Source organism: Streptomyces sp. NPDC047117, from assembly GCF_040643545.1.
Lineage (GTDB): Bacteria > Actinomycetota > Actinomycetes > Streptomycetales > Streptomycetaceae > Streptomyces.
In genome coordinates this window covers 345,127-369,435 of the sequence record NZ_JBEYUN010000006.1, presented here as the reverse complement: position 1 = coordinate 369,435, position 24,309 = coordinate 345,127, and the positions used below count along the sequence as shown (strand labels likewise).

Here is a 24,309-nt window from a genome sequence, read left to right as displayed (position 1 = left end):
CATTCCGCGAATGCGGCGACTCGGTGCCTGGCAGCTGAGTTCAGCGGTCGCCGGACCGGCCGGCGCCGGTCAGGACGTGCACCTGGAGCGTGCCGGGCAGTGCGTGCGGCTGGAGCACACCGGCGACCTGCTGGAAGTGCTGCTGTCGGCCCTCGACGGGATCGAGGCCGCCCTGGGACCGCGGGACCGCGCGGAACGCCCGCCAGGCATCAGACGGTAGGGGTCTCCCGCCGGTCCCGAACCGTCCCGCGGTCCGGGCCGCCCCGCCTCGGTCCCGGTCCCCATCGAACCCCACGAGAGCCGACGTGTACGACACACCCCAGGTCCCCTACCCGAGCGGTTCCGGATACCCGGACGGCCCCGGACACCCCGACGGCGCCGGTTTCCCCGACGGCGCCGGCTTCCGTGACGGTCCCGGTTTCCGCGACGCCCCCGTCTTTCCGGAAGGCAGCGGATACCAGGACGGCTCCGGACGGCACCGGCTGCCGCGCCAGGCCGCCGACGAACTCGGCTCCGCTCCCGGCTTCGCCGGCATGCCCCTCTTCCGGGACGACGTGGTGCTCGGCACCACGGCCGACGGCTGGGACGCCGCCGTGGTGGAGGAGTTGGAGGGCGAGCTCGCGCAGCTCCTGGAGACGGCCGAACAGCCCGTGGTGGCGCCGCAGCCCGTGCCGGCCCCGCAGCCCACTCCGGCCGTGCCGCCCACCCGGCACCGCAAGACGTCACTGCTCCGCAAGTGCGCCCGCAACTGGTCCTGGCGGCGGGCGCTGAGCATGGCGTCCGTAACGCTGACCGCCCTGATCGTCATCGCGGTGAGCATCCTGGGCGCGCTGGCGTCCTACCCCTCGCTCCGCGCCCTGGCCGGCGGCGTCGCCCCGCGCCACATCGCCGACCTGTGGCCGCTGCTCATCTACGGCCCCTGGATCGCGGCCACCCTCTCCATCCTGCGGGCCCGCGCCTACCGCCGCCGTACCGCGCAGTCCTGGCTCGTCGTCATCTTCTTCGCTGCCGTCGCCATGCTGCTGTGCATCGCCCACACCCCGACGACGCCGGCCGGCATCACCGTGGCCGGGCTGCCGCCGGTGACGGTCCTGCTCTGCTTCCACCAGCTCGTCCGCCAGCTGGACCTCTCCCCCGCCCCCTCGGTCGTCGCCCGGCACGCCCAGAACGCCAAGGGCAACCACCGCCAGCGCACGGGATCCTGACCGGCCGCCCGCGAGATCCCGGCCGACCGCGCCGGGCCGGCCCCCTCCGGCCCGCGCATCGGCGCCTCCGGCCTCAGGGCGGATCACCCGTCGCCCCGCCGACGACCGCCCCGTCGTCAGCCGACCGCCCGTCACAAGACCGATTGCCCCAAGAACGACCAGAGCCCCTACCGGTGTTCCCGGTAGGGGCTCTGGTGTCGGTGGACCTGAGGGGATTCGAACCCCTGACCCCCTCGTTGCGAACGAGGTGCGCTACCAGCTGCGCCACAGGCCCTTGCGACGAGTGAAACTCTAGCATCCCTCCGGCCGTGCTCGGAAATCGCTTCCCGCGCTGGTCAGGGACGGCGGCTCACTCGTTCGCCGCCCGGGGGCGGTCCAGCCCCTCGTCGGCCGGAGCGGCGTACTGGTCGAAGAGCGGAGTACGGCCGCGGCGGCCGCCGGCCGGGCGCTCCCGGCCGGCGGCGGGACGCTGATCGGCACCGGCGCCGCCCGCACCCGGCACGCCGGCACCGGACGCCGGTCCGGCCGGGGCGCCGGCACCCGCTGCCTGTCCCGTGCCGCCCGCGGTGCCGGAGCGGGCGGAGCTCCAGGCGTCGTCGGCGCCGAGGTCGACGGGGCCGCCGGAGCGTGGCGCCACGGGAGCGGTGACGTACGTGGGCAGCGGCACCGGGACCGGGTCCCAGCCCGCGCCGTCGCCGGCGCCCGTCGAGCGGTGCTGCTGCTCGGGCCGCTCGGCGGGGGCGCGGCGGCTCACGCTCGGCACGGACTCGGGGCCCGCCGGCTCAGGTACGGGGGCGGCCGGTGCGGCGGGGCTCTCCTCGCCGGCCGGACGGAGCCCCGCCCGAGGAGGGCGGGCGCGGCCCTCCCGGAGCCGTTGCGCGGCGACCTCGGCCTGCCGCTGGTCCATCGTGAAGGCGAACCGGCGGCGCTCCTGTACGCGGAGGTACACGATGTACGCGCTCAGCAGGACGGCCGGGACGGCGGGCGCCCACAGGTAGGTGATGCCGCCCACGCCGGCGACGACCGCGCCGACGGTGAAGACCAGGAAGAGCACCGTGATCGTGCGGCGGCGGCGCGCGAGCACCCGGGCCCGCTTCGTGCGCTCGGCGGACGAGGGGCGGTGCTGCGCCGGCACCTGGGGCTGGACGGTCGTGGGCGCCTCGCGCTCCTCGGGGGCGCGGGCGTCCGCGGGGTGCCCGCCGGGCGGGCGGTCCTCGTCCACGGGCGTGCTTGCGGACCGGACGCCGGCCTCTTCGGCCTGGCCGTCCGGGTCCCGTTCCCCGCTCGCATCGTCGGCCGAGCGCCCTTCCTGCCCCTTGGCGTACCGGCGTTCCATCGCCGCCCGCCCGGACAGGAGCCGGATGGCGGTGCTGAAGCGCTCCGTGGGACGGGCCTCATTGAGCTCGTCCTGCCTACGGAGCCACATCGGCACCAAGTAGGCGGCCCAGGCCCCGACGATGACTGCGTAGATGAGGCCGCTGCTGCTCACGCCTCACACGGTAGAGGGGTTTGAGCGGGGCCATCCGCCAATTGAGCCGGTGTGTCGCACGATCTGGCTGATATCTCGAACTTTTTTTGTGATTGTTGCGATCAACGCACTGCGAATGTGTTGAATTGATGGATTAATTCGAACACATATTTTATTTGTGGGATGTCCCTGAGGTGCCGGGCTTCTCCCGGTGCCAGCGCGCGAGCAGCCCGCCCGGTACTTCCTCGGCCGTGAGCGCGAAAACCAGGTGGTCGCGCCAGGCGCCGTCGATGTGCAGATAGCGGGGGCGCAGGCCCTCCTCGCGAAAGCCGAGCTTTTCCACCACCCGGCGGCTGGGCACGTTCTCGGGGCGAATGCACACCTCGATGCGGTGCAGACCGACCGTCCGGAAGCAGTGGTCGACGGCGAGCGCGACCGCGGTGGGCATGACACCGCGCCCCGCGACGCCTTCGTCGACCCAGTACCCGATATGGCCCGAACACATCGATCCCCATGTGATCCCGGCGACCGTCAGCTGACCGGCGAGCCGGCCCCGGTACTCCACGACGAACGGCAGCATGCGGCCCGCGTGCGCCTCCGCCCGCAGGTGCCGCACCATCTGACGGTAGGTCGGCCGCTGTACCGGCGGCGCCCCGGGCGGCGCGGGCGGGATGGTGGCCTCCCACGGGCGCAGCCAGTCGCGGTTGCGCCGGTTGACCTCGCGCCAGGCCCGCTGGTCGCGCAGCCTTATCGGGCGGAGGGCCGTGTCGCCGTCCGCCAGCTCCACCGGCCAGGGCGCGTTCAGTGCGTGCTCCCGGGCGGTCTCGGGTGGTCGCCCCCGCGAAGCTGTTCGACGGCGTGCACGAGGAGCCGTTCCAGTACGGCGAGGCCGTCCCGGACGCCGCCGGTGGAGCCGGGGAGGTTCACGATCAGGGTGCGGCCCGCGACGCCCGCCAGGCCCCGGGAGAGGGCCGCTGTGGGCACCTTGGCCAGTCCTTCGGCGCGGATCGCCTCGGCGATGCCGGGGACCTCGTGGTCGAGCACCCGGCGGGTGGCCTCCGGCGTCGCGTCGGTCGGCGAGATGCCGGTGCCGCCGGTGGTGATCACCACGTCGTGGCCGCCGGCGACCGCCTCGCGCAGCGCGGCCTCCACGGGGTCGCCGTCCGGGACCACCCGGGGACCCTCGACCTCGAAGCCCAGCGCGGTGAGCGCCTCGGCGATCAGCGGGCCGCCCTTGTCGGCGTAGACCCCGGCGGCGGCGCGGTTGGAGGCCGTCACGACCACGGCCCGGTAGGAGCGCGACGGGCCTGCCGGGTCCGTGTGCGCGCTCACGCGCCCGCCTCCGTACGGCCGGCCGCGCCCTCGCGCGTCCAGACGCCCGACTTGCCGCCGCTCTTCTCCTCCACCCGTACGTCGGTGATGACGGCGCCCTTGTCGACGGCCTTGACCATGTCGATCACCGTCAGCGCGGCGACCGTGACGGCGGTCAGCGCCTCCATCTCCACGCCCGTGCGGTCGGTGGTCTTCACCGTGGCCAGGATCTCCACCGCGTCGTCGGCCACCGAGAGGTCGACCTTCACGCCGGAGACGGCGAGCGGGTGACAGAGCGGGATCAGATCGGGGGTGCGCTTGGCGCCCATGATGCCCGCGATGCGGGCCGTGGCGAGGGCGTCGCCCTTCGGGACACCCTCACCGCGCAGCAGTTCGATGACGCGCGGCGCGACGAGGACCCGGCCGCTGGCGCGGGCGATGCGCGCCGTGACGTCCTTCTCGGATACGTCGACCATGCGGGCCGCGCCCGCCGCGTCGATGTGGGTGAGGTGTTGCTGACCGCTGCTCATCGTTCTCCCGGTCCGGACCGTGCCGCGCCTGTGCGACGACACCGTACCCGCAGGGGGCGGCCGTCACCCCGGCAGCCGGGCGCTACGGGGACACGGCCGATCCGGACCGGCGCGCTAGCCGAGCAGGAGCACGTCCACCTCGTCGCCCGCGGCGACCTCCGTGACGTCCTCGGGGACCGCGATCAGGCAGTTGGCGTGCGCGAGCGCCTTGATGAGGTGCGAGCCGGCGCCGCCGACCGGGGTGACCGTGCCGGACACCGGGTCGTGGCGGCCGCGCAGGAACTGCCGCTTGCCCTTCGGGGAGGAGGTGATGTCCTCGGTGCACCGGACCCGCTCGGTGAAGCGGTGCACGTCCTGCAGGCCCATCAGGGTGCGGATGGCGGGGCGCACGAACAGTTCGAAGGACACGTAGGAGCTGACCGGATTGCCGGGGAGCGCCAGCAGCGGGGTGCGGTCGGGCCCGATGAGCCCAAAGCCCTGCGGTTTGCCCGGCTGCATGGCGAGCCGCCGGAACTCCACGCTGCCCTCCTCGCCGGAGAGGTCCGCCAGCGTCTCCTTGACCACGTCGTACGCGCCGACGCTGACGCCGCCGCTGGTGACGACGATGTCGGCGCGGATGAGCTGGTCCTCGATGGCGGCGCGCAGCGTCTCGGCGTCGTCGGCGACCGCGCCGACCCGGTACGCGATGGCCCCGGCGTCCCGGGCGGCCGCGGTCAGCGCGAAGCTGTTCGAATCGTGGATCTGGCCGGGACCGAGCGGCTCGCCGGGCTGGACCAGCTCGCTGCCGGTGCCCATGACCACGACGCGGGGGCGCGGCCGCACCTTGACGGTGCCGCGGCCGATGGCGGCGAGCAGGGCGATCTGCGGCGGCCCGAGGACCGTGCCGGCGGCGAGCGCGGGCTCGCCCGCCGTGACGTCGCTGCCCCGGGCGCGCACGTGGGCGCGCGACTCCACGGGGCGGTGCACCCGGACCTCGCCGCTCGCGCCCGCGGGGTCGGCGCTGTGGGCGCGCATCGTGGCGGCGGGACCGCCGCCCGTGCCGCCGTCGGTCCACTCCACGGGGACGACGGCCTCGGCCCCGGGGGGCAGCGGGGCGCCGGTCATGATGCGGGCGGCCTCGCCGGGCCCGACGGTGGGCAGGTCGCCGCTGCCGGCCGCGACGTCACCGACGACGGTGAGCGCGGCGGGGAACTCCTCGGTCGCCCCCGCGACGTCGGCGACGCGCACCGCGTAGCCGTCCATGGAGCTGTTGTCGAAGGGCGGCAGCGCGACGGGCACGGTGACGTCCTCGACCAGGACGCAGCCCTGGGCGTCCAGCAGCTGGAGCTCGATCGGCTCCAGCGGACGGATCTTGGAGAGGACGTCGTCCATGTGGTCGGCCACCGACCAGACGCGGTCGTGGTGGCTGGTCCGGTCGGTGGTGCCGCTCCCGCTCAAAGCCCTACATCTCCTCGGTGACGTAACTGCGCAGCCAGGCCTTGAAGTCCGGGCCCAGGTCCTCACGTTCGCATGCCAGTCTGACAATGGCACGCAGGTAGTCGCCACGGTCACCGGTGTCATAGCGGCGGCCCTTGAAGACGACGCCGTGCACGGGGCCGCCGATCGAGGGGTCGGCGGCGAGCGCCTGAAGGGCGTCGGTCAGCTGGATCTCTCCGCCGCGGCCCGGCTCGGTCTTGCGCAGCACCTCGAAGACGGCGGGGTCGAGCACGTAGCGGCCGATGATGGCGAGGTTGCTGGGCGCGTCGGCCGGGTCCGGCTTCTCGACCAGGTCGGAGACGGTGACGACGTCGTCGTCGCCGGTGGGCGTCGCCGCCGCGCATCCGTAGAGGCCGATCTGGGCGGGGTCGACCTCCATGAGGGCGATGACGGAACCGCCGTGCTCCTCCTGGACCTCGACCATGCGCTGCAGCAGCGGGTCCCGGGGGTCGATCAGGTCGTCGCCCAGGAGGACGGCGAAGGGCTGGTCGCCCACGTGCGGCGCGGCGCACAGCACCGCGTGGCCCAGGCCGCGCGGGTCGCCCTGGCGCACGTAGTGCATCGTCGCCAGGTCGCTGGACTCCTGTACGCGGGCGAGCCGCGACTGGTCGCCCTTGCGGCTCAGCGCCTCTTCGAGCTCGTAGTTGCGGTCGAAGTGGTCCTCCAGCGGGCGCTTGTTGCGGCCGGTGACCATCAGGACGTCGGAGAGCCCCGCGGTGACGGCTTCCTCCACCACGTACTGGATGGCTGGCTTGTCGACGACCGGCAGCATTTCCTTCGGGGTCGCCTTGGTGGCGGGCAGGAAGCGGGTGCCGAGACCGGCCGCCGGGATGACAGCCTTACGGATCCGAGTACGCGATTCAGTCATGCGCCACACGATAACCGGAGCTATGTGACGCTTCATGATGGTCCGGTAAAAGGCGCATGAGAGTGGAGCAAGGGCGCACAGTGACCACGAATGACGCTAGAAAGCGCGCGTTGCGACAAGACCTCATCGAAGTGAGGAACTCGTTTCCTAGGGATGACGTGTCGGCGACCGGATCGGTTCTGTCCGAGCGGGCACTGCAGCTCGAGGAGTTGGCGGAGGCCCGGACGGTCGCGGCGTACGTGTCCGTCGGCCGGGAGCCGTCCACCCGCGCGCTGCTCGACCGGCTGCGGGAGACCGGCGTACGCGTGCTGCTGCCGGTCCTGCTGCCCGACAACGACCTGGACTGGGCGGCGTACGAGGGCCCTGAGCGGCTCGTGAAGGCCGGACGGGGGCTGCTGGAGCCCGCGGGGCCCCGGCTGGGCCCGGAGGCCGTCACGGAGGCGGAGGCGGTGCTTCTGCCGGGTCTGGCGGTGGACCGGCGGGGGCTGCGTCTCGGCCGCGGGGGCGGCAGTTACGACCGGGTGCTGGCGCGGCTGGAACGCGCCGGTGCCACGCCCGCGCTGGTGGTGCTGCTGTACGACGGCGAGGTGCTGGCGGAGGTGCCGGCCGAGGCGCACGACCGGCCGGTGCAGGCGGCGGTGACGCCGTCGGGGGTGCACCGCTTCACGGTGGCCCCCGAGGGGGCCTGAGAACGACGGCCGCGAAGGGCCGGAACGACGGCCGCCGGGCCGCCCCGATCTTCTCGGGACGGCCCGGCGGCCGTTTTCGTGCGGCCGGCGCAGCGCGCCGGCGGCGGCGTCACGGGGACAGCGTCAGCGTGTCCTTCGCCGCTGCCTTGACGGCCTTCTCGGAGAAGGCCCAGGGCAGCAGTTCACCCTTGACCCATTTGCCGGTCTGGTCGTCGTAGTGGGCGTTGTACGCGTGCCCCGAGGCGCCGGTGAGGTTGATCCACCGCGACTTGTCGAGGTCGGCGAGGTTGACGACCATCCGCATCGAGGGCACCCAGACGACCTGGTAGCCGCCGGCCGCGTTCCAGCCGGTGGCGTCCACGGCCGCCTCGCCGCCGCCGAGGTTCCAGGGGCCGCGGTTGAACAGGCCCTGCAACATGCCGGGGCCGTCCGTACCGAGGGTCTGGTTCTTCAGCGTCAGCTGGTGCAGGCGGCCCCAGCTCCAGGTGTTGATGTTCTTGCCGAGCTTCGCGGTCAGCTCGTAGCGCGCGTCCTGCATGGCGTGCGCGAGGAGCTGGTCGCGGTTCTTGTCACCGGGGCGGCCGGGCCGGTCCTCGGTCTTCCACCAGTCGTTGTCCGGGTCGTTGAGGATCTTCCGTACGACCTCGAACCAGCGGTCACCGCCGTCGGGCTGGGCGTTGTCCTTGGCCCGCTCACCGCATTCGCGGACCCACTTCTGCAGGTCGTCGGCCGGGCCGGTGGAGTTCGCCGGGTGGACCGTCAGGCACTGGCCCTCGACGCGCAGCTCCTTGGGCATCTTGTCGCCGAAGGCCAGCTTGAGGGTGTTGCGCCAGACCGCGTTGAAGTACGCGGCCGCCGCCGAGTCGGACTCCTGGGTGTAGTTCCAGCCCTCCAGGAGCTGCTGCGCCTCGCGGACGTACTTGTCCTTGACGTCGAGCTTCAGCAGGTACGGCGTGAGCAGTTCGGCGATCTCGCTGCTGTTGTCCAGCTGCATGGTCTGCATGTCGTGCGTGGAGATCTTGCCGCCGTCCTTGATCTTCGACTTGATCAGGTCGTCGATCCGCTGGCTGCGCGCCCCGTAGCCCCAGTCCCTGGTGAGCAGGTACGGGTACTTGTCCTGGTCGATCACGGCCTGGTTGGCGGTGACGATGTAGCCGCTCTTGGGGTTGAGCTCCCAGGGCAGCGCGGACTGCGGGATGTAGCCGTCCCACTTGTAGGCGGGGTCCCAGCCCGGCGCGGGCAGCGAGCCGTCGCCCTTGCCGCGTACGGGGATGCGGCCCGGCGCCTGGTAGCCGATGTTGCCCTTGGTGTCGGCGTAGATCAGGTTCTGCGACGGCACCTCGAAGTTGCGCGCCGCCTTGCGGAACCCGTTCCAGTCCGACGCCCGGTTCATCTCGAACACGGCGTCCATCGAGCGGCCGGGGCTGAGCGCGGTCCACTTCAGGGAGATGGCGTAGCCGTCGCCGCGGTCGGGCGCGGAGTTGCCCACGGGGGCGTCCTTGCCGACCTTGGCCAGCTCGTCGTCGCGGTCGGAGACCACGGGCCCGTTGTTGGTCGACCGCACGGTGATCGTCCGGTCGGAGCCGCCGGCGACCTTGATGGTCTCCTTGCGGGTCGTGAAGGGCACCTCACGGTCGTCGTAGAGGTAGCCGTTCTCGCTGACCTTCTCCAGGTACAGGTCGGAGACGTCGGCCCCGAGGTTGGTCATGCCCCAGGAGATGTCCTGGTTGTGGCCGATGACCACGCCCGGCATGCCGGAGAACGTGTAGCCGGAGACGTTGTAGTTGCAGTTCGGACTCTGTGATCGGCAGTGCAGGCCCATCTGGTACCAGAGCGAGGGCATCTGGGGCGCCAGGTGCGGGTCGTTGGCCAGCAGCGGCTTGCCGGTGGTGGTGTGCTTGCCGGAGACCACCCAGGAGTTGGACCCGATGCCGTTGCCGTTCGGGCCGAGCAGCGCGGGCACGTCGTCGAGCGTCTTCGAGAGCGAGGAGAGCTGGCTCTGAAGGGCCCCGGCGGCACCGGCCGCGGACTGGGTGCCGCTCGCGGTGGCCTTGGGGTCGAACTCCTTGGTCGCCGGGTCGACGGCGCCGCCCTGGACGATCGGCTTGTTGCGGTCGTACGGGTACGACGGGTAGAGCTCGGCGATCTGCTTCTGGGAAAAGCGGCTCGTCATCAGGGAGCGGTCGATCTCTTCCTGCATGTTGCCGCGCAGGTCCCAGGCCATGGCCTTGAGCCAGGCCACGGAGTCGGCCGGCTTCCACTTGCCCGGCTTGTAGTCGTTCTGCAGGCCGAGCGCCGCGTATTCGAGGGACAGCGCCGAGCCTTCGTGGTCCTCCAGGTAGGCGTTGACCCCTGCGGAGTAGGCGTCGAGGTACTTCTTCGTGCTGTCCGACAGCTTGGTGTCGTACTCCTTCTGCGCGGTCTCGTGCCAGCCGAGGGTGCGCAGGAACGAGTCGGTCTTCACCTGGCTCTTGCCGAACATCTCGGAGAGGCGGCCGGACGTCATGTGACGCCGGACGTCCATCTCCCAGAAGCGGTCCTGGGCCTGGACGTAGCCCTGGGCGCGGAAGAGGTCCTCATCGGTGTCGGCGTAGATCTGCGGGATGCCGTTGCCGTCCCGCATGACGTCCACCGGGCTGGAGAGGCCCGGCATCTTCAGGGACCCGGTGGTCTCCGGATAGGAGGCGCGGACGGTGCTCACGCCCCAGAACGTCCCGTAGCCGACGCCCGCCACGAGCAGAAGCACGACCAAGATGACGACGAGGCGGGCGCGCCGCCCCTTTTTCTTCGGAGCGGGGCCGGACTTGTTGGCGGGCATCTCTGTCCTTCGAGGGGCAGGGTGGGAGTGCTGGAGCAACCATAGGCGCACCGGATCGGCGACCCCTACGCGGAGTCACCACCAACGGCCCCGATGTTCAAGCAATGGTAAATTGTTAGGGTCAGTAACTAGATATAGTAAGTAAAATCCGGGTGGACCTCCGCCCGGACAGCAACCTGGAAGGACCCGGCCCCTGACTGTCGACCGCCTCAACGAACTCCTGCTGGTCTGCTCCTTCGTGCTGCTCGTCGCCGTGGCGGCCGTACGGATCTCCTCGCGCAGCGGGCTCCCCAGCCTGCTCATCTACTTGGGGATCGGCGTCGCCATAGGGGCGGACGGCATCGGAGTCCGCTTCAGCAATGCCGAACTGACCCAGATCCTGGGCTATGCCGCACTTGTGGTGATCCTGGCAGAAGGCGGTCTCGGCACGAAGTGGAAAGAGATCAGACCGGCCCTGCCCCAGGCCGCATTGCTCTCCACCCTCGGTGTCGCGGTGAGCGTGGGGGTCACCGCGGCCGGTGCGCACTATCTGGTCGGGCTGGAGTGGCGGCAGGCGCTCCTCATCGGCGCGGTGGTCTCCTCCACCGACGCCGCGGCGGTCTTCTCGGTGCTGCGCAGCGTGCCGCTGCCGGCCCGCCTCACGGGCGTCCTGGAGGCCGAATCGGGCTTCAACGACGCCCCCGTGGTCATCCTGGTCGTCGCGTTCTCCACCGCGGGCCCGGTCGAGCACTGGTACGTCCTCATCGGCGAGATCGCCCTGGAGCTGGCCATCGGCGCCGCGATCGGCCTGGCGATCGGCTGGCTCGGAGCGTTCGGCATGCGGCACGTGGCGCTGCCGGCCTCCGGTCTGTACCCGATCGCCGTCATGGCCATCGCCGTCTCCGCGTACGCCGCGGGTGCTCTCGCGCACGGCTCCGGCTTCCTCGCGGTCTACCTGGCGTCGATGGTGCTCGGGAACTCCAAGCTGCCGCACTCCGCCGCCACTCGGGGCTTCGCCGAGGGGCTGGGCTGGCTCGGCCAGATCGGCATGTTCATCCTGCTCGGCCTGCTCGTCACGCCGCACAACCTGGGCGACGACATCCTGCCCGCGATCGTCATCGGGCTGATACTGACGCTGGTCGCCCGCCCGCTCTCCGTGGTGCTCACCCTGCGGCCCTTCCATATGGCGTGGCGCGAGCAGACGCTGCTCTCGTGGGCGGGGCTGCGCGGCGCCGTACCCATCGTGCTGGCGACGATCCCGATGGTCGGCAAGGTCCCCGAGAGTGAACGTGTCTTCAACATCGTGTTCGTCCTCGTGGTCGTCTACACCCTCGTGCAGGGACCGACGCTGCCCTGGCTGGCCCGGCGGCTGCGGATCGGCGACAAGGAGGAGGCCGCCGACCTCGGCATCGAGTCCGCGCCCCTGGAGCGGCTGCGCGGCCACCTCCTGTCGACCGCGATCGGTCCCAAGTCGCGGATGCACGGCGTGGAGATCGCCGAGCTGCGGCTGCCGGCCGGCTCCGCGGTCACCCTGGTGGTCCGGGACGGCACGAGCTTCGTACCGTCCCCCACGACCGTCCTGCGGCGCGGCGACGAGCTCCTGGTCGTCGCCACCGACCCGGTGCGGGACGCCGCCGAGCGGCGCCTCCAGGCGGTCTCCCAGGGCGGCAAGCTGGCGGGCTGGCTGGGGACGAGCGGGGCGTCGGCACCCCGGAGGTGAGGGCGGAGGCCGCCCCCTCCGAGGCGGCCGGGGCTCTCGCCCTCAAGGGAGGGACACCGCCCGGACGTTCCCAGGTGTGGGACACATCTCACCAATGGGATCACAGGCTGCGGCACCGTCTCGCCTGTAGTATGTGAGGGCAATGCACGACACCCACTCTGCCTGATGCAGAGCTGGCGCGACCGCTCGGCGGCCGCGGTCCCCTGCGTGACGCAGCCACCTCTCAGGTGCGGACCCGGTATCACTCGGTCCAGCGCGAGAGGACAGCTCTCGGCGCGTTCCCCGTGATGACCTCACGAGCGCGTCACCAGGCGGCGGAAAGGCCCGGCCGTGGCATCCACGGTCCAGAACGCATCAACGGTCCAGGACCAGCCGGCGACCACCGGCAGCGCTCCTGCGGGCGACCCCTCGGGCAAGCGCCCCGGATACGGACAGCTCCTGCGCACCCCGGGAGCCTGGGCGTTCGTCCTGCCCGGCTTCCTGGCCCGGCAGCCCTTCGCGATGCTCACCATCGGCATCGTCCTGCTGGTCCAGCACACCACCGGCTCTTTCGGCACCGCGGGCGCGGTCTCCGCCGCGACCGGTATCTCCATGGCGCTGTTCGCCCCGCAGAGCGGCAAGCTCGCAGACCGCTTCGGGCAGCGCGCCGTCCTGCTCCCCGGAGTCGCCGTGCACTCGGTCTCCGTGGCGGCCCTGATCACCCTGGCCCTGCTGCACGCGCCCCTGTGGGCGCTGCTGGTCGTCGCGGTGCCCACGGGCGCATCGACGCCCCAGGTGGGACCGATGGTGCGCGCACGATGGGCGGCGCGGCTGAGCGACAGCCCGCTGATGTCGACCGCGGCGGCCTTCGAGTCCGTGACCGACGAGTTCACCTTCGTGGTGGGCCCGGTGCTGGCCACCGCCCTGTGCACGAGCGTCCACCCGGCGGCCGGCCTGATCGCCGAGGCCGTCCTGTCGCTGGCCGGCGGTCTGCTCTTCGCGTCGCAGCACCGCAGCCAGCCGGCCGCGCACCGCACGGGGCAGCCCGGCGAGAAGCGCGCCTCGGCCCTCTCCGTGCCCGGCGTGCGGGTGCTCATCGCCGTCTTCCTCGGCATCGGCTCGGTCTTCGGCGGCATGCAGGTCTCGCTGACGGCCTTCACGGAGTCCATCGGGCAGCCGGGCATCAACGGCGTGCTGTACGGCATCTTCGCGGCGGGCAACATGCTCGCGGGCATCGCCTGCGGCGCGATCGCCTGGAAGACCGGCCCCCGCCGCCGACTGCTGGTCGCCTACGGGCTGCTGGCGCTGGCCACCACTCCGCTGTGGGCGCTCTCCGCGGTACCGCTGCTGGGCGCGACCGGCCTGGTGGTCGGCCTGTGCATCGCGCCGGCCCTGATCACCGGCTACACGCTGGTCGAGTCGCTGGTGCCGGCCTCGGCCCGTACGGAGGCGTTCACCTGGCTGACCGGCGCCGTGGCGCTGGGACAGGCGGCGGCCGCCACGACCGCGGGGCAGCTCGCGGACCGCTTCGGGCCCAGCGCCGGTTTCTTCGTGCCGCTGGCCGGTACGGCGCTGGCCTTTCTGGTGCTCGCGGGGCTGCGCGGACGCCTGGTTCCGCCCGGTAAGGGACGGGTCGCGGCGCGTGGAGTCGGTCACCGTGTGCCGGTCACAGTGGACTGACGCGCCGGAATACTGCACTATGGATCGTCGTTAGCACTCATTGAGTGAGAGTGCCAGGAGGAAGACTAGTGCCGACCTACCAGTACCAGTGCACCGAGTGCGGCGAGGGCCTTGAGGCCGTCCAGAAGTTCACCGACGACGCACTCACCGAGTGCCCGAACTGCCAGGGCCGTCTGAAGAAGGTCTTCTCGGCGGTCGGCATCGTCTTCAAGGGCTCCGGCTTCTACCGGAACGACAGCCGCGGCTCCTCTTCGAGCAGCAGCCCGGCGTCGGCCTCGACGTCGAGTTCGTCCTCCTCGTCGAGCGGCTCCGACAGCAAGTCGTCGAGCTCCTCCTCGACCACCTCCGGCAGCAGCTCCTCCTCGACCACGTCGAGCAGCAGCTCCGCCGCCTGACAGCTCTCCCCGAGGACCCCGCCGTCGCCCGACGGCGGGGTCCTCGGCATTCCGCCGGACACGGCCGATTCCGGTACGCGGGGCGGTAGTCTGCCCGGCATGGCGGACGCGGAGATCGGCGTTATCGGCGGTTCGGGCTTCTACTCCTTCCTCGACGAGGTGACCGAGGTCACGGTCGAGACCCCGTACGGACCGCCCAGCGACTCGCTCTTCCTCGGGGAGATCGCCGGCCGGCAGGTCGCCTTCCTGCCCCGGCACGGCCGCGGCCACCACCTCCCGCCGCACCGCATCAACTACCGCGCCAACCTGTGGGCGCTGCGCGCGGCCGGCGTCCGCCAGGTCCTGGGCCCGTGCGCGGTCGGCGGCCTGCGCCCGGAGTTCGGGCCCGGCACGCTCCTCGTACCGGACCAGATCGTGGACCGCACGAAGACCCGTACGCAGACGTACTTCGACGGGGTGCCGCTGCCGGACGGCAGCATCCCGAACGTGGTGCACACCGCCTTCGCCGACCCGTACTGCCCGGCCGGTCGTCGGGTCGCCACCGACGCGGCGCGCGGGCGCGGCTGGGAGCCGGTCGACGGCGGCACGCTCGTGGTCATCGAGGGCCCGCGCTTCTCGACGCGCGCGGAGTCCCGCTGGCACGCCGCGCAGGGCTGGTCGGTCGTCGGCATGACGGGCCACCCCGAAGCGGTCCTGGCCCGCGAACTGGGCCTCTGCTACACCTCGCTGACCCTGGTCACGGACCTGGACGCGGGCGCCGAGGCCGGTGCCGGCGTCTCCCACGACGACGTACTGCGGGTCTTTGCCGAGAACATCGGCCGGCTGCGCGAGGTCCTCTTCGACGCGGTGGCCGCACTGCCCGCGGCCACGTCGCGCGACTGCGACTGCGGCACCGCCCACGGCGACCGGGAACTGGGCATCGAGCTGCCCTGACGGCACGGCGCCCACCCTCGCGGGTGACGGGGATGTCCACAACCGGCGGGTAGCCGCTCCGCCCGTCCACAGGCTCCGACGGCCTCCGCCGATTTCGGTCAGGGTGATCCCGTCCGACGGCCCGGCGCACCGACGCCGGACGCGCGATCCCCTTTCTCCGGCGGTGACCGAAATGACGCCTTCCCCATACACCAACCCCCCTCTCCCCACACCCCCGTTGTGTGAGGTTCCACACTTCGAGCCATTCCGCATCGGCGGTGCGCGACGCCGGCGAGCACCCCTGCCGAAAACCCGGCGGTACGCCGTTTTCGCTGGCCTGACGGCCATCGCGGCCACTCTGGCGATCACCTCACCGGCCGGCGAAACCCGCGCCGAGGGCGGTTTCAGCCATTCCGTTCTACTGGCCGATACGCACATGGCAAGCAAAACTGTGAAGAACGGTGGGGCAGCCACGCGATGTCGCAATGTGGCGATTTCGCCCCGTACGGCGGTAACGCCATGCTGAACCGTACTCACGCACCGTCCATCCGCCGGTCCGTTGTGTCCGCCCGGTCGGCCGTGTCCTGCCGTTTCGTAAGTTGTGCCGATGCCCCGGACGGGCTCGGCGTCCGTAGTACGTGTGGAAAGAGGCTGTCTGGTGAGCGACGAGAAGAGCGGCGTCCTGCAGGGATTCAAGGAATTCCTGCTGCGCGGCAACGTGGTCGAGCTTGCGGTTGCCGTCGTGGTCGGAGCCGCGTTCACCAACATCGTGAACGCTGTGGTCAAGGGCGTCATCAACCCGATCATCGGTGCGCTCGGGTCGCAGAACCTGGACCACTACAAGACCTGCCTGAGCGCCACGTGCAGCCCGGACCCGAAGACCGGCGAGTTCACCGACGGGATCTACATCCTCTGGGGCTCGGTGCTCAGCGCCGCGCTGACGTTCCTGATCACCGCCGCGGTCGTCTACTTCCTCATGATCCTTCCGATGAACAAGTGGAAGGCGCGCCAGGACGCCAAGAAGCCGGTCGAGGAGGGCCCGGTGGACCCGACCGAGGTCGAGCTGCTGGTGCAGATCCGCGACGCGCTGGTCAGCCAGCGGAACGGCTCGGAGCCCGCCACGGGCGCCGGCGCGATCCCCGGGCCCGCCTCCGGCCCCGTCTCCACGGAGAAGTCGCAGAACTGACGCGTACGGCCGTTCCACGCCACGGAGCCGGCTCTCCGGGCAGCCGCGGAAGCGGCGGTCCGGAGAGCCGCCGTCACGGCTCGGCGGAGCCGTCAGAGGTGATGGGGCGGCTTCTCGTCCAGGAAGCGCGCCAGGTCGGCGGCGCTTCCGCCACCCGGCCGGGGACGCTCGCCCCAGCCCCGGTCCGTGTCGTCGGACGACTGCTGGTCCAGCGGATCATCGAAGATCAACGCGGCAGCCCCCGGCCGGCTCTCCCCCGCGCTCGGGCGGCCCTCGTTCTCGGTTGCGGCGTCCGCTGTCTCACTCACCCCTCCAGGGTACGACCGGTTCAGTCGGCCGTGAGGGCCTCGTGCCACCAGCGGTCGCGGCCCGGCTGCCAGGCGACGGGGCGCGGGCAGCGGCTCACGACCAGCACCGTCCGTACGTCCGTGCCACCGCGCGCCAGGGCCCGGTCCAGCACGGGCTTCACCGGGCGCACGGCGCCGTCCCAGAAGCCGGCGTCCGCGGTGATCACGACCTTCGCCCCGGAGCTCCTGAGCCGCTCGGCGAGTTCGGGGGCCCGCATCGACACCGGCAGGGTGCTGCGCACCGCGTCGATCCGGCCGCACGCCAGCGTGACGATGACCGATTCGGGGACCAGGGGCAGATGGACGGCCACCCGGTCGCCGGTGCGGACGCCGGAGCGGGCCAGGGCGGCGGCGGCCCGTACGGACTGGTCGATGAGCTGCTCGTGGGTCAGCTCGTCGAAGCGGCCCGGCTCACCGGTCCAGCTCAGGGCGGCCTTCATCGCTTGCGGAGCGAGGCCCGGATCAGCGGGCTCGGAGGGTACGCGGCGCAACATGTGCCCAGCGTGGCGGCCGTGGATCAACGTTCATTGAACGTGCGATGGATGCCCCGGCCATCGACATTGCAGAGCCCCGCGGCATCGGTGCTCCGCACCGCCGCGGAGCGTCCTGGTGTGGCCTCGCCCTCCCACCCTGCCCCTGAGAGCCTGTGGGCAACCCGCCGGGCGGGCTTCCGGTCCCGGTCCGGCGGTGCACACCGCTCACCGACTCAGGAGGCGCAGATGTCCACCTCACCCCACCACCCGCACGGGAGCTCGTCCCCGTCCGGGTCTCCGTCCGAGGACCGCTCCCGGATCCACCACGGCATCGTCATCGTCGGTGGCGGCACCGCCGGCATCACCGTGGCCGCACGGCTGCGGCGGGCCGGAGCGCCGGACGTGGCGGTGCTGGAGCCCTCCGGCACGCACTGGTACCAGCCGCTGTGGACGCTGGTCGGCGGCGGCCAGGCGCCGCTGCGGGCGTCGTTACGCACCGAGGCCGAGGTCATGCCCGCCGGCGTGCACTGGCTGCGGGAGTCGGCGGTGTCCGTCGATCCGGCGACCCGTACGGTCGGCACGGCCTCGGGCCGGACCGTCTCGTACGACCGGCTGGTCCTCGCGCCGGGGCTGCGGCTGGACCCCGACGGCGTGCCCGGCCTCGCGCAGGCCCTCGGCCACGACGGCGTGAGCAGCAACTACGTCCCGGAGCTGGCGCCGCTCACGTGGGAGCTGATCCGCGGCATGAAGAGCGGCACGGCGGTGTTCACGATGCCGGCCGGGCCGGTGAAGTGCGGCGGCGCGCCGCAGAAGATCGCGTACCTGGCGGCCGACCACTGGCGCAAGCGCGGCGTGCTGGACCGGATACGGGTCGTGCTCGTGCTGCCCGAGACGGCGATGTTCAAGGTGCCGGAGTTCGGCCGGGTGCTGGAGGACGTGGCCCTGCGGTACGGCATCGAGGTACGACTGCGGTCGGAGATGGTGTCCGTGGACGGCGCGGCGCGCGAGGCCGTGATCGTGAACCACGCGACGGGCGACAAGGAGACGATCTCCTACGACCTGCTGCACGCCGTGCCGCCGCAGGCGGCCCCTGAGTGGATAGCCGGCGGACCGCTGGCCGACCCGGACTCGCCCTTCGGTTACGTGAAGGCCGATCCGGCGACGCTGCAGCACCCGGACCACCCCGAGGTGTTCGCGCTCGGGGACGTGGCGAACCTCCCGACGTCCAAGACCGGCGCGGCGGTACGCAAGCAGGCCCCGGTGCTGGTCGCCAACCTCCGGGACTCGCTGCGCGGCCGGCCGCTCCGGGCCCGGTACGACGGGTACACGTCCTGCCCGCTGGTCACCGCGCGCCACAAGATGCTGCTGGCGGAGTTCGACTACGAGCTGAAGCCCGCTCCCTCGGTGCCGTTCCTCGACACGACGAAGGAGCGGACGGACATGTGGTTCCTCAAGCGGTACGGACTGCCGCAGTTCTACTGGCACGGGATGCTCAAGGGCCTGGCCTGACCTCGCCGCCCTCCGTCCGCAGGTCCGCGGCCGGGAGCGTGTCCGCGACGACGCAGCTGACGTTGTCCGGGGCCCCGGCCGCACGGGCGAGCCCGATCAGGTCGCGCACGGCCTGTTCGGGCGTGCCCCCGGAGGCCAGGACGCCGCGCAGGTCGGCGTCCCGGACCACGCCGTACAGACCGTCCGAGCAGAGGAGGTAGCGGTCCCCGGGCCGGGCGTCGTGCAGCTTCAGGTCCGCGACGGGGACCTCGCCGTCCCGGCCGTTCAGCGCCCGCAGCAGCAGGGACCGCTGCGGGTGCGCGGACACCTCCTCCGGGGTGAGGCGGCCCTCGTCGACGAGGGACTGGACGAGGGTGTGGTCGTGCGTGATGCGGAAGAAGCCGCCGTCGCGGAAGAGGTAGGCGCGGGAGTCGCCGACGTGCACCAGCGCCAGCCGGGAGCCGGTCCGCAGCATCGCGGTGAGGGTGGTGCCGCTGTCCTCGTCCGCGCTGTGCTCCGCGACGGCACGGTGGGCGCGCTCGACCGCCTCGCTGAGGGTGTTGAGGATGTCGCCGGGCTGCGGAGCCGGGGCATCGCCGAGGCTGCGCAGTGCCTCGATGGCGGCGGTGCCGGCCGCCGCGCCGTGCGCGCCGAAGCCGTCGGCGACCGCGAGCAGGCGGCTGTCCGCGTACGCCGTGTCCTGGTTGCCCTCGCGTACCAGTCCGGTGTCCGACAGGGCCGCGTAGCGGATGCCGGTGATCGTCCCGTGGGTCATGGCCGGGTCCCTTCCTCGCAGTTGGTCGATGAGGAAGGCGGCCAGGTCACGTCGGGCCGCGGTGTCCGCCTCGACGCCCGTCCAGTACGCCGCGATCTCCGCGGCGGCCTCGGCGGGGGCCAGGTCGCACACCGTCCGGATGCGGGCCAGCGGCATGCCCAGGCGGCGCAGCCACGCCACCAGGCGGGCCCGTTCGAGCTGGTCCCGGGCGTAGAAGCGGTAGCCGTTGAACGGGTCGACGCGGGCCGGGCGCAGCAGGCCCAGCTCGTCGTAGAGCCGCAGCGCCTTCGGGGACAGCCGGGAGGCCCGTGCGAACGCCCCGATCGTCAGCAGACCGTCCGCCATCATCCGTCGCCCCTCCCCCGTGCCTCGCCGCAGCCGCAGCCATAGCCACAGCCGTGGCCCTGGTCCTGGCCCTGGCCCTGGCCCTGGTCGTAGCCGTACAGGGCCTTGGCCCGCTCGGCCGCCCGACCGTCCGACCGCCTTCCACGACCGAGGCTGGGCTCTGCCCCAAGGGCAAGGTCAACGCCCCCACCGGAACGCCGTCACCGGCCCACGGCGAGCCCCCGCCTCAGCCCCCCGCCGCTTCCCTCCCCAGCCCGGTCAGGGCGGCCGCCACCAGGGCGCGGGTGCCCATCGTCAGGGTGGGCTGCTGGACGGGGGCGAACCGTGCGGAGTGGTTGGACGGGATGTCCTGGGAGATCCGGCCGGCCTCCAGGGCCTTGCGGAAGGCTTCCGGGTCCCAGCCGCCGAGCCACCAGTAGTACAGCGGGGCGTCCGCGGCGGTCGCGAGCACGCCCGCGTCCTCGCTGCCGGAGGCCGGGTCGTACGGGAACAGCGCCTGCTCGCCGAAGAGCCCGGCGAAGGCCGCGTTGACTTCGCGCAGCGCCTCGGAGTCGTTGCGGGTGACGGGGAAACCGGCGATGGTCTCGGTCTCCGGGGCGCGCGCCGCACCGGACGCCGCGGCCTCGGCGCGGGCGATGCGGTCGACGGCGGCCAGCACGCGGGCGCGCACCTCCTCGTCGAAGGTACGGATGCTGAGCTGGACGGTGGCGTGGTCGGGGATGACGTTCGGGGCGTCGCCCGCGTGGAAGGAGCCGACGGTGACGACGGCCTGCTCCCGCGTCGCGGTCTCGCGGGCGACGACGGACTGCACGCGCTGCACGAAGGCGGCGGCCATCAGGATCGGGTCGACGGTGGTCTCGGGGCGGGAGCCGTGGCCGCCGGTGCCGTGGAAGGTGATCCGCAGGCTGTCGGCGGCGGCCATGCAGGCGCCGTCGTGGTACGCGATCAGGCCCGCGCCCAGTGGCGCGACGTGCTGGGCGTAGACCACGTCCGGCACCGGGACCCTGTCGTAGAGGCCGTCGTCGATCATCTTCTGGGCGCCGCCGCCGTCCTCCTCGGCGGGCTGGAAGAGCGCGACGAGGGTGCCGGACCAGTGGTCGCGTCCGGCGGCGAGCAGCCCCGCGGCGCCGATCAGGCAGGTGACATGGACGTCATGGCCGCAGGCGTGCATGACGCCGTCGTGGGTGGAGGCGTACGGCAGGCCGGTCTGCTCGGTCACGGGGAGCGCGTCCATGTCGGCGCGCAGCAGGACCGTCGGCCCGTCGCCGTTGCGCAGGACGCCCACCACGCCGGTCCGGCCGATGCCGGTGAGCACGTCGAAGCCGTCGGCCTTCAGGCGCCGGGCGACCTCGGCGGCGGTGCGGGTCTCCTGGAAGGACAGTTCCGGGTGCCGGTGGAGATCTTCGTAGAGGGCTTCGAGGTCCGCCATGCGGGCGTCGAGCGGGGCCAGGACCATCTCTCGCGCGCGATCGCTCATGTGCCGTATTCGATCACGGAAGGGCCATACCGGGACAGCGGACGCCGCGCGTCCGGAGGGTGCCGCGGGTCACCTGCCGGGACCCGCGGTGACGAGGCCGTGGAAGGCCGTGGGTGGCCGGAGTTCGCGGGGTGTTCGGGAGGCGCCGGTGACAGGCGGGCCCGGCGCTGCCACGGTGGACCCTCGATACGGGACGACTCAGCACGGTTCATGTGAGTGACGGGAGGCGGACGTTGACCACATCTTCAGCCGGCCGGTCCACGGAGCGGCCCATGGCCCCGCCCACGGCCCCGCTCGCCGGCCGTCCGGCGAACCCCGCCGACGGCAGGGTGCCGGAGGACCCGGTCGCCTTTCTGATCGAGCACGCGCTGGGGCATCTGTTCTCCGCCGCGCTGCGCACCGCCGTGCAGTACCGCGTCGCCGACCACCTCGCGGAGGGGCCGCGTACGGTCGAGCAGCTCGCCGAGGCCACCGGTACGCACGCTCCCCACCTGCGGCGCCTGCTGCGCTATCTCGCCACCCGGGACGTCTTCCGCGAGGACGCGACCGGGGCTTTCCATCTGACGCCGGGCGCGCGGCCGCTCCGTTCCGATGTGCCGCACTCGCTGCGGGACGCGGTGCTGATGATGACCGACGAGACGTTCCGGCGGTCCTCGGCGGCGCTGGCGGAGACGGTACGGACCGCCGGGCCGTCCTTCGACCGGATCTTCGGGGCGCCGCTCTTCGAGTTCCTGGCCGCCGATCCCGGGACGCGGGAGCTGTTCGACACGGGGATGGCGTCCCTGTCCGGCCCCGTGGACGGGCCGGTCGCGGAGAGCTACCCGTTCCCCGAGGGCAGCACGGTGGTCGACGTCGGGGGCGGGCGGGGCGGGCTGCTGCGTGCCGTCCTGGAGTTGCACCCCACGGTCTCCGGAGTCCTCCACGACCAGGCGCCGGCGATCGCCCGGCACGTGCTGGACGTGCCGGAGCTGGCGGGCCGCTGGCGCGCCGAGACGGGCGACTTCTTCGCGTCCGTGCCGGAGGGCGGCGATGTGTACGTGCTCAAGCACGTGCTGCACGACTGGTCGGACGCGGCGTGCGTGGACATCCTGCGGCGGGTCCGGGACGCGGTGCCGGCGCGCGGCCGGCTGCTGATCGTGGACTCCGTACTGCCGCCGGGCAACGCGCCGCACTACGGGAAGGCGATGGACGTGGCGATGATGGCGGTCGTCGAGGGCAGGGAGCGGACCGCCGAGGAGTACGCCACGCTGCTGTCGGCGGCGGACTTCCGGCTGACGCGCGTGCTGTCCACGCCCGTGTTCCCCTCGATCGTGGAATCGGTGCCGGCGGCGCGGACGGTGCCCCGGGCGACGGGCGGGACGGGCGACGCGGCAAGCGCCCCGCGGCCCTGACCGGCCGGCCCTCGCGGTCACGCCCACCGTCCGGCCCGGATCACGGCAACACCGAACCCTTTACGGCGTCGCCGCTCCCGGTACGGCCCCGCCCGGTACGGCCGCCCCCGGTCCCTGCAGCCGCAGGGCGGCCAGCGGTATGAAGCCGCCGGGGCCGCCGCCGGTGTCCGCGGCCCGCCCGTACAGGCCGCGCAGCATCGAGACCGCCAGCCGCTCGCCCTGGTTCTTGGCGCGCTCGGCGCGCGGCCCGGCGTGCAGGCCGTCCACGGTGGCCCGCCACAGCTGGACCCAGCGCCCGAAGTGCGCGGCGGTCAGCGGCCGGGCGCGGTGCAGTCCGGCGTGCACCCCGAAGACATCGCGGCGGTGGTCGGCGGTGCGGAACAGCGCCCGCTCCCAGAAGTCGGTGATCACCGGCAGGTGGGCGGCCAGGTCGGTGCCCGCGACCTCGGTGAAGTGCGGGCCGATCAGCGGGTCGGCGAAGGCGGCGGTGTAGAAGCGGCGCAGCAGCCGGTCGAGGTCCGGGCGGCCCGCGATGTCCGCACGGTCCTCCGGGGGGACGCCCGCCGGCCCCTCGGACCGGGGTGCGGGCATGGGTGTGTCGGTCACGTCCTCGCTCCTGCCGCTTCTCCGCGCTCCCCCCTGTCCATGGTGCCCCACACGCAGCCGTGGCTCACCCGGAGCCGGTAGCGGGGCTTCCCGGGGGCCGGATCCGGTCATCCCCCGGTGTCCGGGAGGCAGCGACCGCCGGAGCCGCCGTACAGTACGCGCGCCAACTGTCCGCCGCACGCCGGGGGATGTCCGCGTCCCGCGGGCATCGAGCGCCTCAGGGCATGATGTGCGGATCAGGTGGAAGCAAGGGCCCGGGGAGACTGAGCGCGCCCCGGGAAGGGTAGGGTACGTATTGCCCCTTTTTATGCCCAGCAAGCGCCGTCGCGCGAGGAGTTGTCACACCATGGCAGGCCGGCACGCCCAGCCCAGTGAGCGAATACGCCTGTCCCGACGCGGCAAGGCCGCCGGTGGTGCGGCCGTGGTGGTGCTGGTGGGCACCGCGCTGTGCGCCTGGCCCGCCTCGGGGGACGATCACCGCGCCGACGGGACCTCCGTCACGGCACAGGACAGCCCCACCGCCGGCACGTCGTCGAAGCAGCGGCCGACCGGGCTCAAGCAGGGCTCCCCCGTCCGTTCCGAGCCGGGCCACATCCCCGGGCTCGACGCGTCGATGCGGGACCGCATTCCGGCCAAGTCCCAGCAGGTCCTGGTCGTCACGGGCGAGGACACCGACTCCCACGACTCCACCGTCACGCTCTACACCCGCGCCAAGGACTCCGAGAAGTGGTCCGCCGGCGACGCCTGGCCGGCGCACAACGCCGCCAAGGGCTGGACGAAGGACCACCACTACGGCGATCTGCGCTCCCCCGAGGGCGTGTTCACGCTCAGCGACGCGGGCGGCAAGCTGGCTCCGCCGCGCGGCACGAAGCTGCCGTACGACCACAACTCCTCCTTCGTGGCCAACGGGTCCGGCGTGGAGGGCGAGCCGCTGGCCGGCTCGTTCGACTACGTGATCGCGATCGACTACAACCGCGTCGCGGGCTCCTCGCCGCTGGACACGCGGCGCCCCGAGGGCGCGGCCAAGGGCGGCGGCGTCTGGCTGCACGTCGACCACGACGGCCCGACCCAGGGCTGCGTCAGCCTCAAGGCCGACAAGATGCGCGAGCTGCTGCGCACGCTGGACCCGGCCAAGCACCCGGTCATCGTGATGGGCCCCTCGGGCCGCTGAGCCCTGCCCGGCGCGGCCTG

23 protein-coding genes and 1 tRNA gene are annotated in these 24,309 nt (G+C 72.5%); 11 read left to right on the top strand and 13 right to left on the bottom strand.

Annotated elements, in window-relative coordinates; all coding sequences use genetic code 11:
• Positions 1-10 precede the first annotated feature (10 nt).
• Complete coding sequence (locus ABZ840_RS14595) at positions 11-220, top strand: hypothetical protein (RefSeq protein WP_361558648.1); 210 nt, start codon at positions 11-13, stop codon at positions 218-220.
• A gap of 85 nt (positions 221-305) precedes the next feature.
• Positions 306-1,205, top strand: a complete 900-nt coding sequence (locus ABZ840_RS14590; RefSeq protein WP_361558645.1) for a DUF2637 domain-containing protein — start codon at positions 306-308, stop codon at positions 1,203-1,205.
• A 201-nt stretch (positions 1,206-1,406) separates the two neighbouring features.
• Here the strand turns inward: ABZ840_RS14590 and ABZ840_RS14585 are convergent.
• The 7 genes from ABZ840_RS14585 to galU form a co-directional block, all read right to left on the bottom strand.
• Positions 1,407-1,479: transfer RNA gene (locus tag ABZ840_RS14585), tRNA-Ala, on the bottom strand.
• A 75-nt stretch (positions 1,480-1,554) separates the two neighbouring features.
• Positions 1,555-2,694, bottom strand: a complete 1,140-nt coding sequence (glpR, locus tag ABZ840_RS14580) for a gephyrin-like molybdotransferase receptor GlpR (RefSeq protein WP_361558642.1) — start codon at positions 2,692-2,694, stop codon at positions 1,555-1,557.
• 151 nt (positions 2,695-2,845) lie between these two features.
• Entirely contained in the window at positions 2,846-3,478 is a 633-nt protein-coding gene (locus ABZ840_RS14575) for a GNAT family protein (RefSeq protein ID WP_361558848.1), read from the bottom strand.
• Positions 3,475-4,005: a MogA/MoaB family molybdenum cofactor biosynthesis protein gene (locus tag ABZ840_RS14570; RefSeq protein ID WP_361558639.1), complete on the bottom strand. Its 531-nt coding sequence runs from the start codon at positions 4,003-4,005 to the stop codon at positions 3,475-3,477. The genes ABZ840_RS14575 and ABZ840_RS14570 overlap by 4 nt, the downstream gene beginning before the upstream one ends.
• Positions 4,002-4,514 (bottom strand): cyclic pyranopterin monophosphate synthase MoaC, encoded by a 513-nt coding sequence (gene moaC, locus ABZ840_RS14565; protein WP_361558636.1) that lies wholly within the window; start codon positions 4,512-4,514, stop codon positions 4,002-4,004. Before moaC ends, ABZ840_RS14570 begins: the two co-directional genes overlap by 4 nt.
• Before the next feature lie 114 nt (positions 4,515-4,628).
• Positions 4,629-5,951: a gephyrin-like molybdotransferase Glp gene (glp, locus tag ABZ840_RS14560; protein WP_361558633.1), complete on the bottom strand. Its 1,323-nt coding sequence runs from the start codon at positions 5,949-5,951 to the stop codon at positions 4,629-4,631.
• Positions 5,952-5,955: 4 nt separating this feature from the next.
• Positions 5,956-6,858 (bottom strand): UTP--glucose-1-phosphate uridylyltransferase GalU, encoded by a 903-nt coding sequence (gene galU, locus ABZ840_RS14555; RefSeq protein ID WP_361558630.1) that lies wholly within the window; start codon positions 6,856-6,858, stop codon positions 5,956-5,958.
• Between the two features lie 56 nt (positions 6,859-6,914).
• Between galU and ABZ840_RS14550 the strand changes: the two genes are divergently transcribed.
• Entirely contained in the window at positions 6,915-7,547 is a 633-nt protein-coding gene (locus tag ABZ840_RS14550; RefSeq protein ID WP_361558627.1) for a 5-formyltetrahydrofolate cyclo-ligase, read from the top strand.
• A 109-nt stretch (positions 7,548-7,656) separates the two neighbouring features.
• Here ABZ840_RS14550 and ABZ840_RS14545 read toward each other — a convergent pair whose 3' ends face one another.
• Positions 7,657-10,365: a penicillin acylase family protein gene (locus ABZ840_RS14545; protein WP_361558624.1), complete on the bottom strand. Its 2,709-nt coding sequence runs from the start codon at positions 10,363-10,365 to the stop codon at positions 7,657-7,659.
• 193 nt (positions 10,366-10,558) lie between these two features.
• Between ABZ840_RS14545 and ABZ840_RS14540 the strand changes: the two genes are divergently transcribed.
• The 5 genes from ABZ840_RS14540 to mscL all read left to right on the top strand — a co-directional run bounded on the left by ABZ840_RS14540 (position 10,559) and on the right by mscL (position 16,216).
• Positions 10,559-12,064: a potassium/proton antiporter gene (locus tag ABZ840_RS14540; protein WP_361558845.1), complete on the top strand. Its 1,506-nt coding sequence runs from the start codon at positions 10,559-10,561 to the stop codon at positions 12,062-12,064.
• Between the two features lie 438 nt (positions 12,065-12,502).
• The gene (locus tag ABZ840_RS14535; RefSeq protein ID WP_361558842.1) at positions 12,503-13,723 is read left to right on the top strand and encodes an MFS transporter; all 1,221 of its coding nucleotides are present in this window, start codon (positions 12,503-12,505) and stop codon (positions 13,721-13,723) included.
• 68 nt (positions 13,724-13,791) lie between these two features.
• Complete coding sequence (locus ABZ840_RS14530; RefSeq protein WP_361558621.1) at positions 13,792-14,118, top strand: FmdB family zinc ribbon protein; 327 nt, start codon at positions 13,792-13,794, stop codon at positions 14,116-14,118.
• A 99-nt stretch (positions 14,119-14,217) separates the two neighbouring features.
• Positions 14,218-15,051, top strand: coding sequence for an S-methyl-5'-thioadenosine phosphorylase (locus ABZ840_RS14525; protein ID WP_361558618.1), 834 nt, complete (start codon positions 14,218-14,220; stop codon positions 15,049-15,051).
• Between the two features lie 637 nt (positions 15,052-15,688).
• A complete protein-coding gene (mscL, locus tag ABZ840_RS14520; protein WP_361558615.1) occupies positions 15,689-16,216 on the top strand; it encodes a large conductance mechanosensitive channel protein MscL in 528 nt (175 codons plus the stop codon).
• Positions 16,217-16,308: 92 nt separating this feature from the next.
• Here the strand turns inward: mscL and ABZ840_RS14515 are convergent, their stop codons facing one another.
• Together ABZ840_RS14515 and ABZ840_RS14510 are read right to left on the bottom strand one after the other, a co-directional pair.
• Positions 16,309-16,524: a hypothetical protein gene (locus tag ABZ840_RS14515; protein WP_361558612.1), complete on the bottom strand. Its 216-nt coding sequence runs from the start codon at positions 16,522-16,524 to the stop codon at positions 16,309-16,311.
• 20 nt (positions 16,525-16,544) lie between these two features.
• Positions 16,545-17,057: an AMP-binding protein gene (locus ABZ840_RS14510; protein WP_361558609.1), complete on the bottom strand. Its 513-nt coding sequence runs from the start codon at positions 17,055-17,057 to the stop codon at positions 16,545-16,547.
• Positions 17,058-17,282: 225 nt separating this feature from the next.
• Between ABZ840_RS14510 and ABZ840_RS14505 the strand changes: the two genes are divergently transcribed.
• On the top strand, positions 17,283-18,545 hold the full coding sequence (locus ABZ840_RS14505; RefSeq protein ID WP_361558606.1) for an FAD/NAD(P)-binding oxidoreductase: 1,263 nt from the start codon (positions 17,283-17,285) through the stop codon (positions 18,543-18,545).
• On the opposite strand, the gene ABZ840_RS14500 is transcribed toward ABZ840_RS14505, so the two are convergent.
• Both ABZ840_RS14500 and ABZ840_RS14495 read right to left on the bottom strand, forming a co-directional pair.
• Complete coding sequence (locus ABZ840_RS14500) at positions 18,529-19,644, bottom strand: MerR family transcriptional regulator (RefSeq protein WP_361558839.1); 1,116 nt, start codon at positions 19,642-19,644, stop codon at positions 18,529-18,531. The two genes, ABZ840_RS14505 and ABZ840_RS14500, sit on opposite strands and share 17 nt — an antisense overlap.
• 226 nt (positions 19,645-19,870) lie before the next feature.
• Positions 19,871-21,121, bottom strand: a complete 1,251-nt coding sequence (locus ABZ840_RS14495; RefSeq protein WP_361558604.1) for an amidohydrolase — start codon at positions 21,119-21,121, stop codon at positions 19,871-19,873.
• A 272-nt stretch (positions 21,122-21,393) separates the two neighbouring features.
• Here ABZ840_RS14495 and ABZ840_RS14490 point away from each other — a divergent pair, with 272 nt between their 5' ends.
• Positions 21,394-22,512: a methyltransferase gene (locus ABZ840_RS14490; RefSeq protein ID WP_361558601.1), complete on the top strand. Its 1,119-nt coding sequence runs from the start codon at positions 21,394-21,396 to the stop codon at positions 22,510-22,512.
• A 60-nt stretch (positions 22,513-22,572) separates the two neighbouring features.
• Here the strand turns inward: ABZ840_RS14490 and ABZ840_RS14485 are convergent, their stop codons facing one another.
• Entirely contained in the window at positions 22,573-23,118 is a 546-nt protein-coding gene (locus tag ABZ840_RS14485; protein WP_361558598.1) for a group III truncated hemoglobin, read from the bottom strand.
• Positions 23,119-23,464: 346 nt separating this feature from the next.
• Here ABZ840_RS14485 and ABZ840_RS14480 point away from each other — a divergent pair, with 346 nt between their 5' ends.
• A complete protein-coding gene (locus tag ABZ840_RS14480; protein WP_361558595.1) occupies positions 23,465-24,289 on the top strand; it encodes a L,D-transpeptidase family protein in 825 nt (274 codons plus the stop codon).
• Positions 24,290-24,309 lie beyond the last annotated feature (20 nt).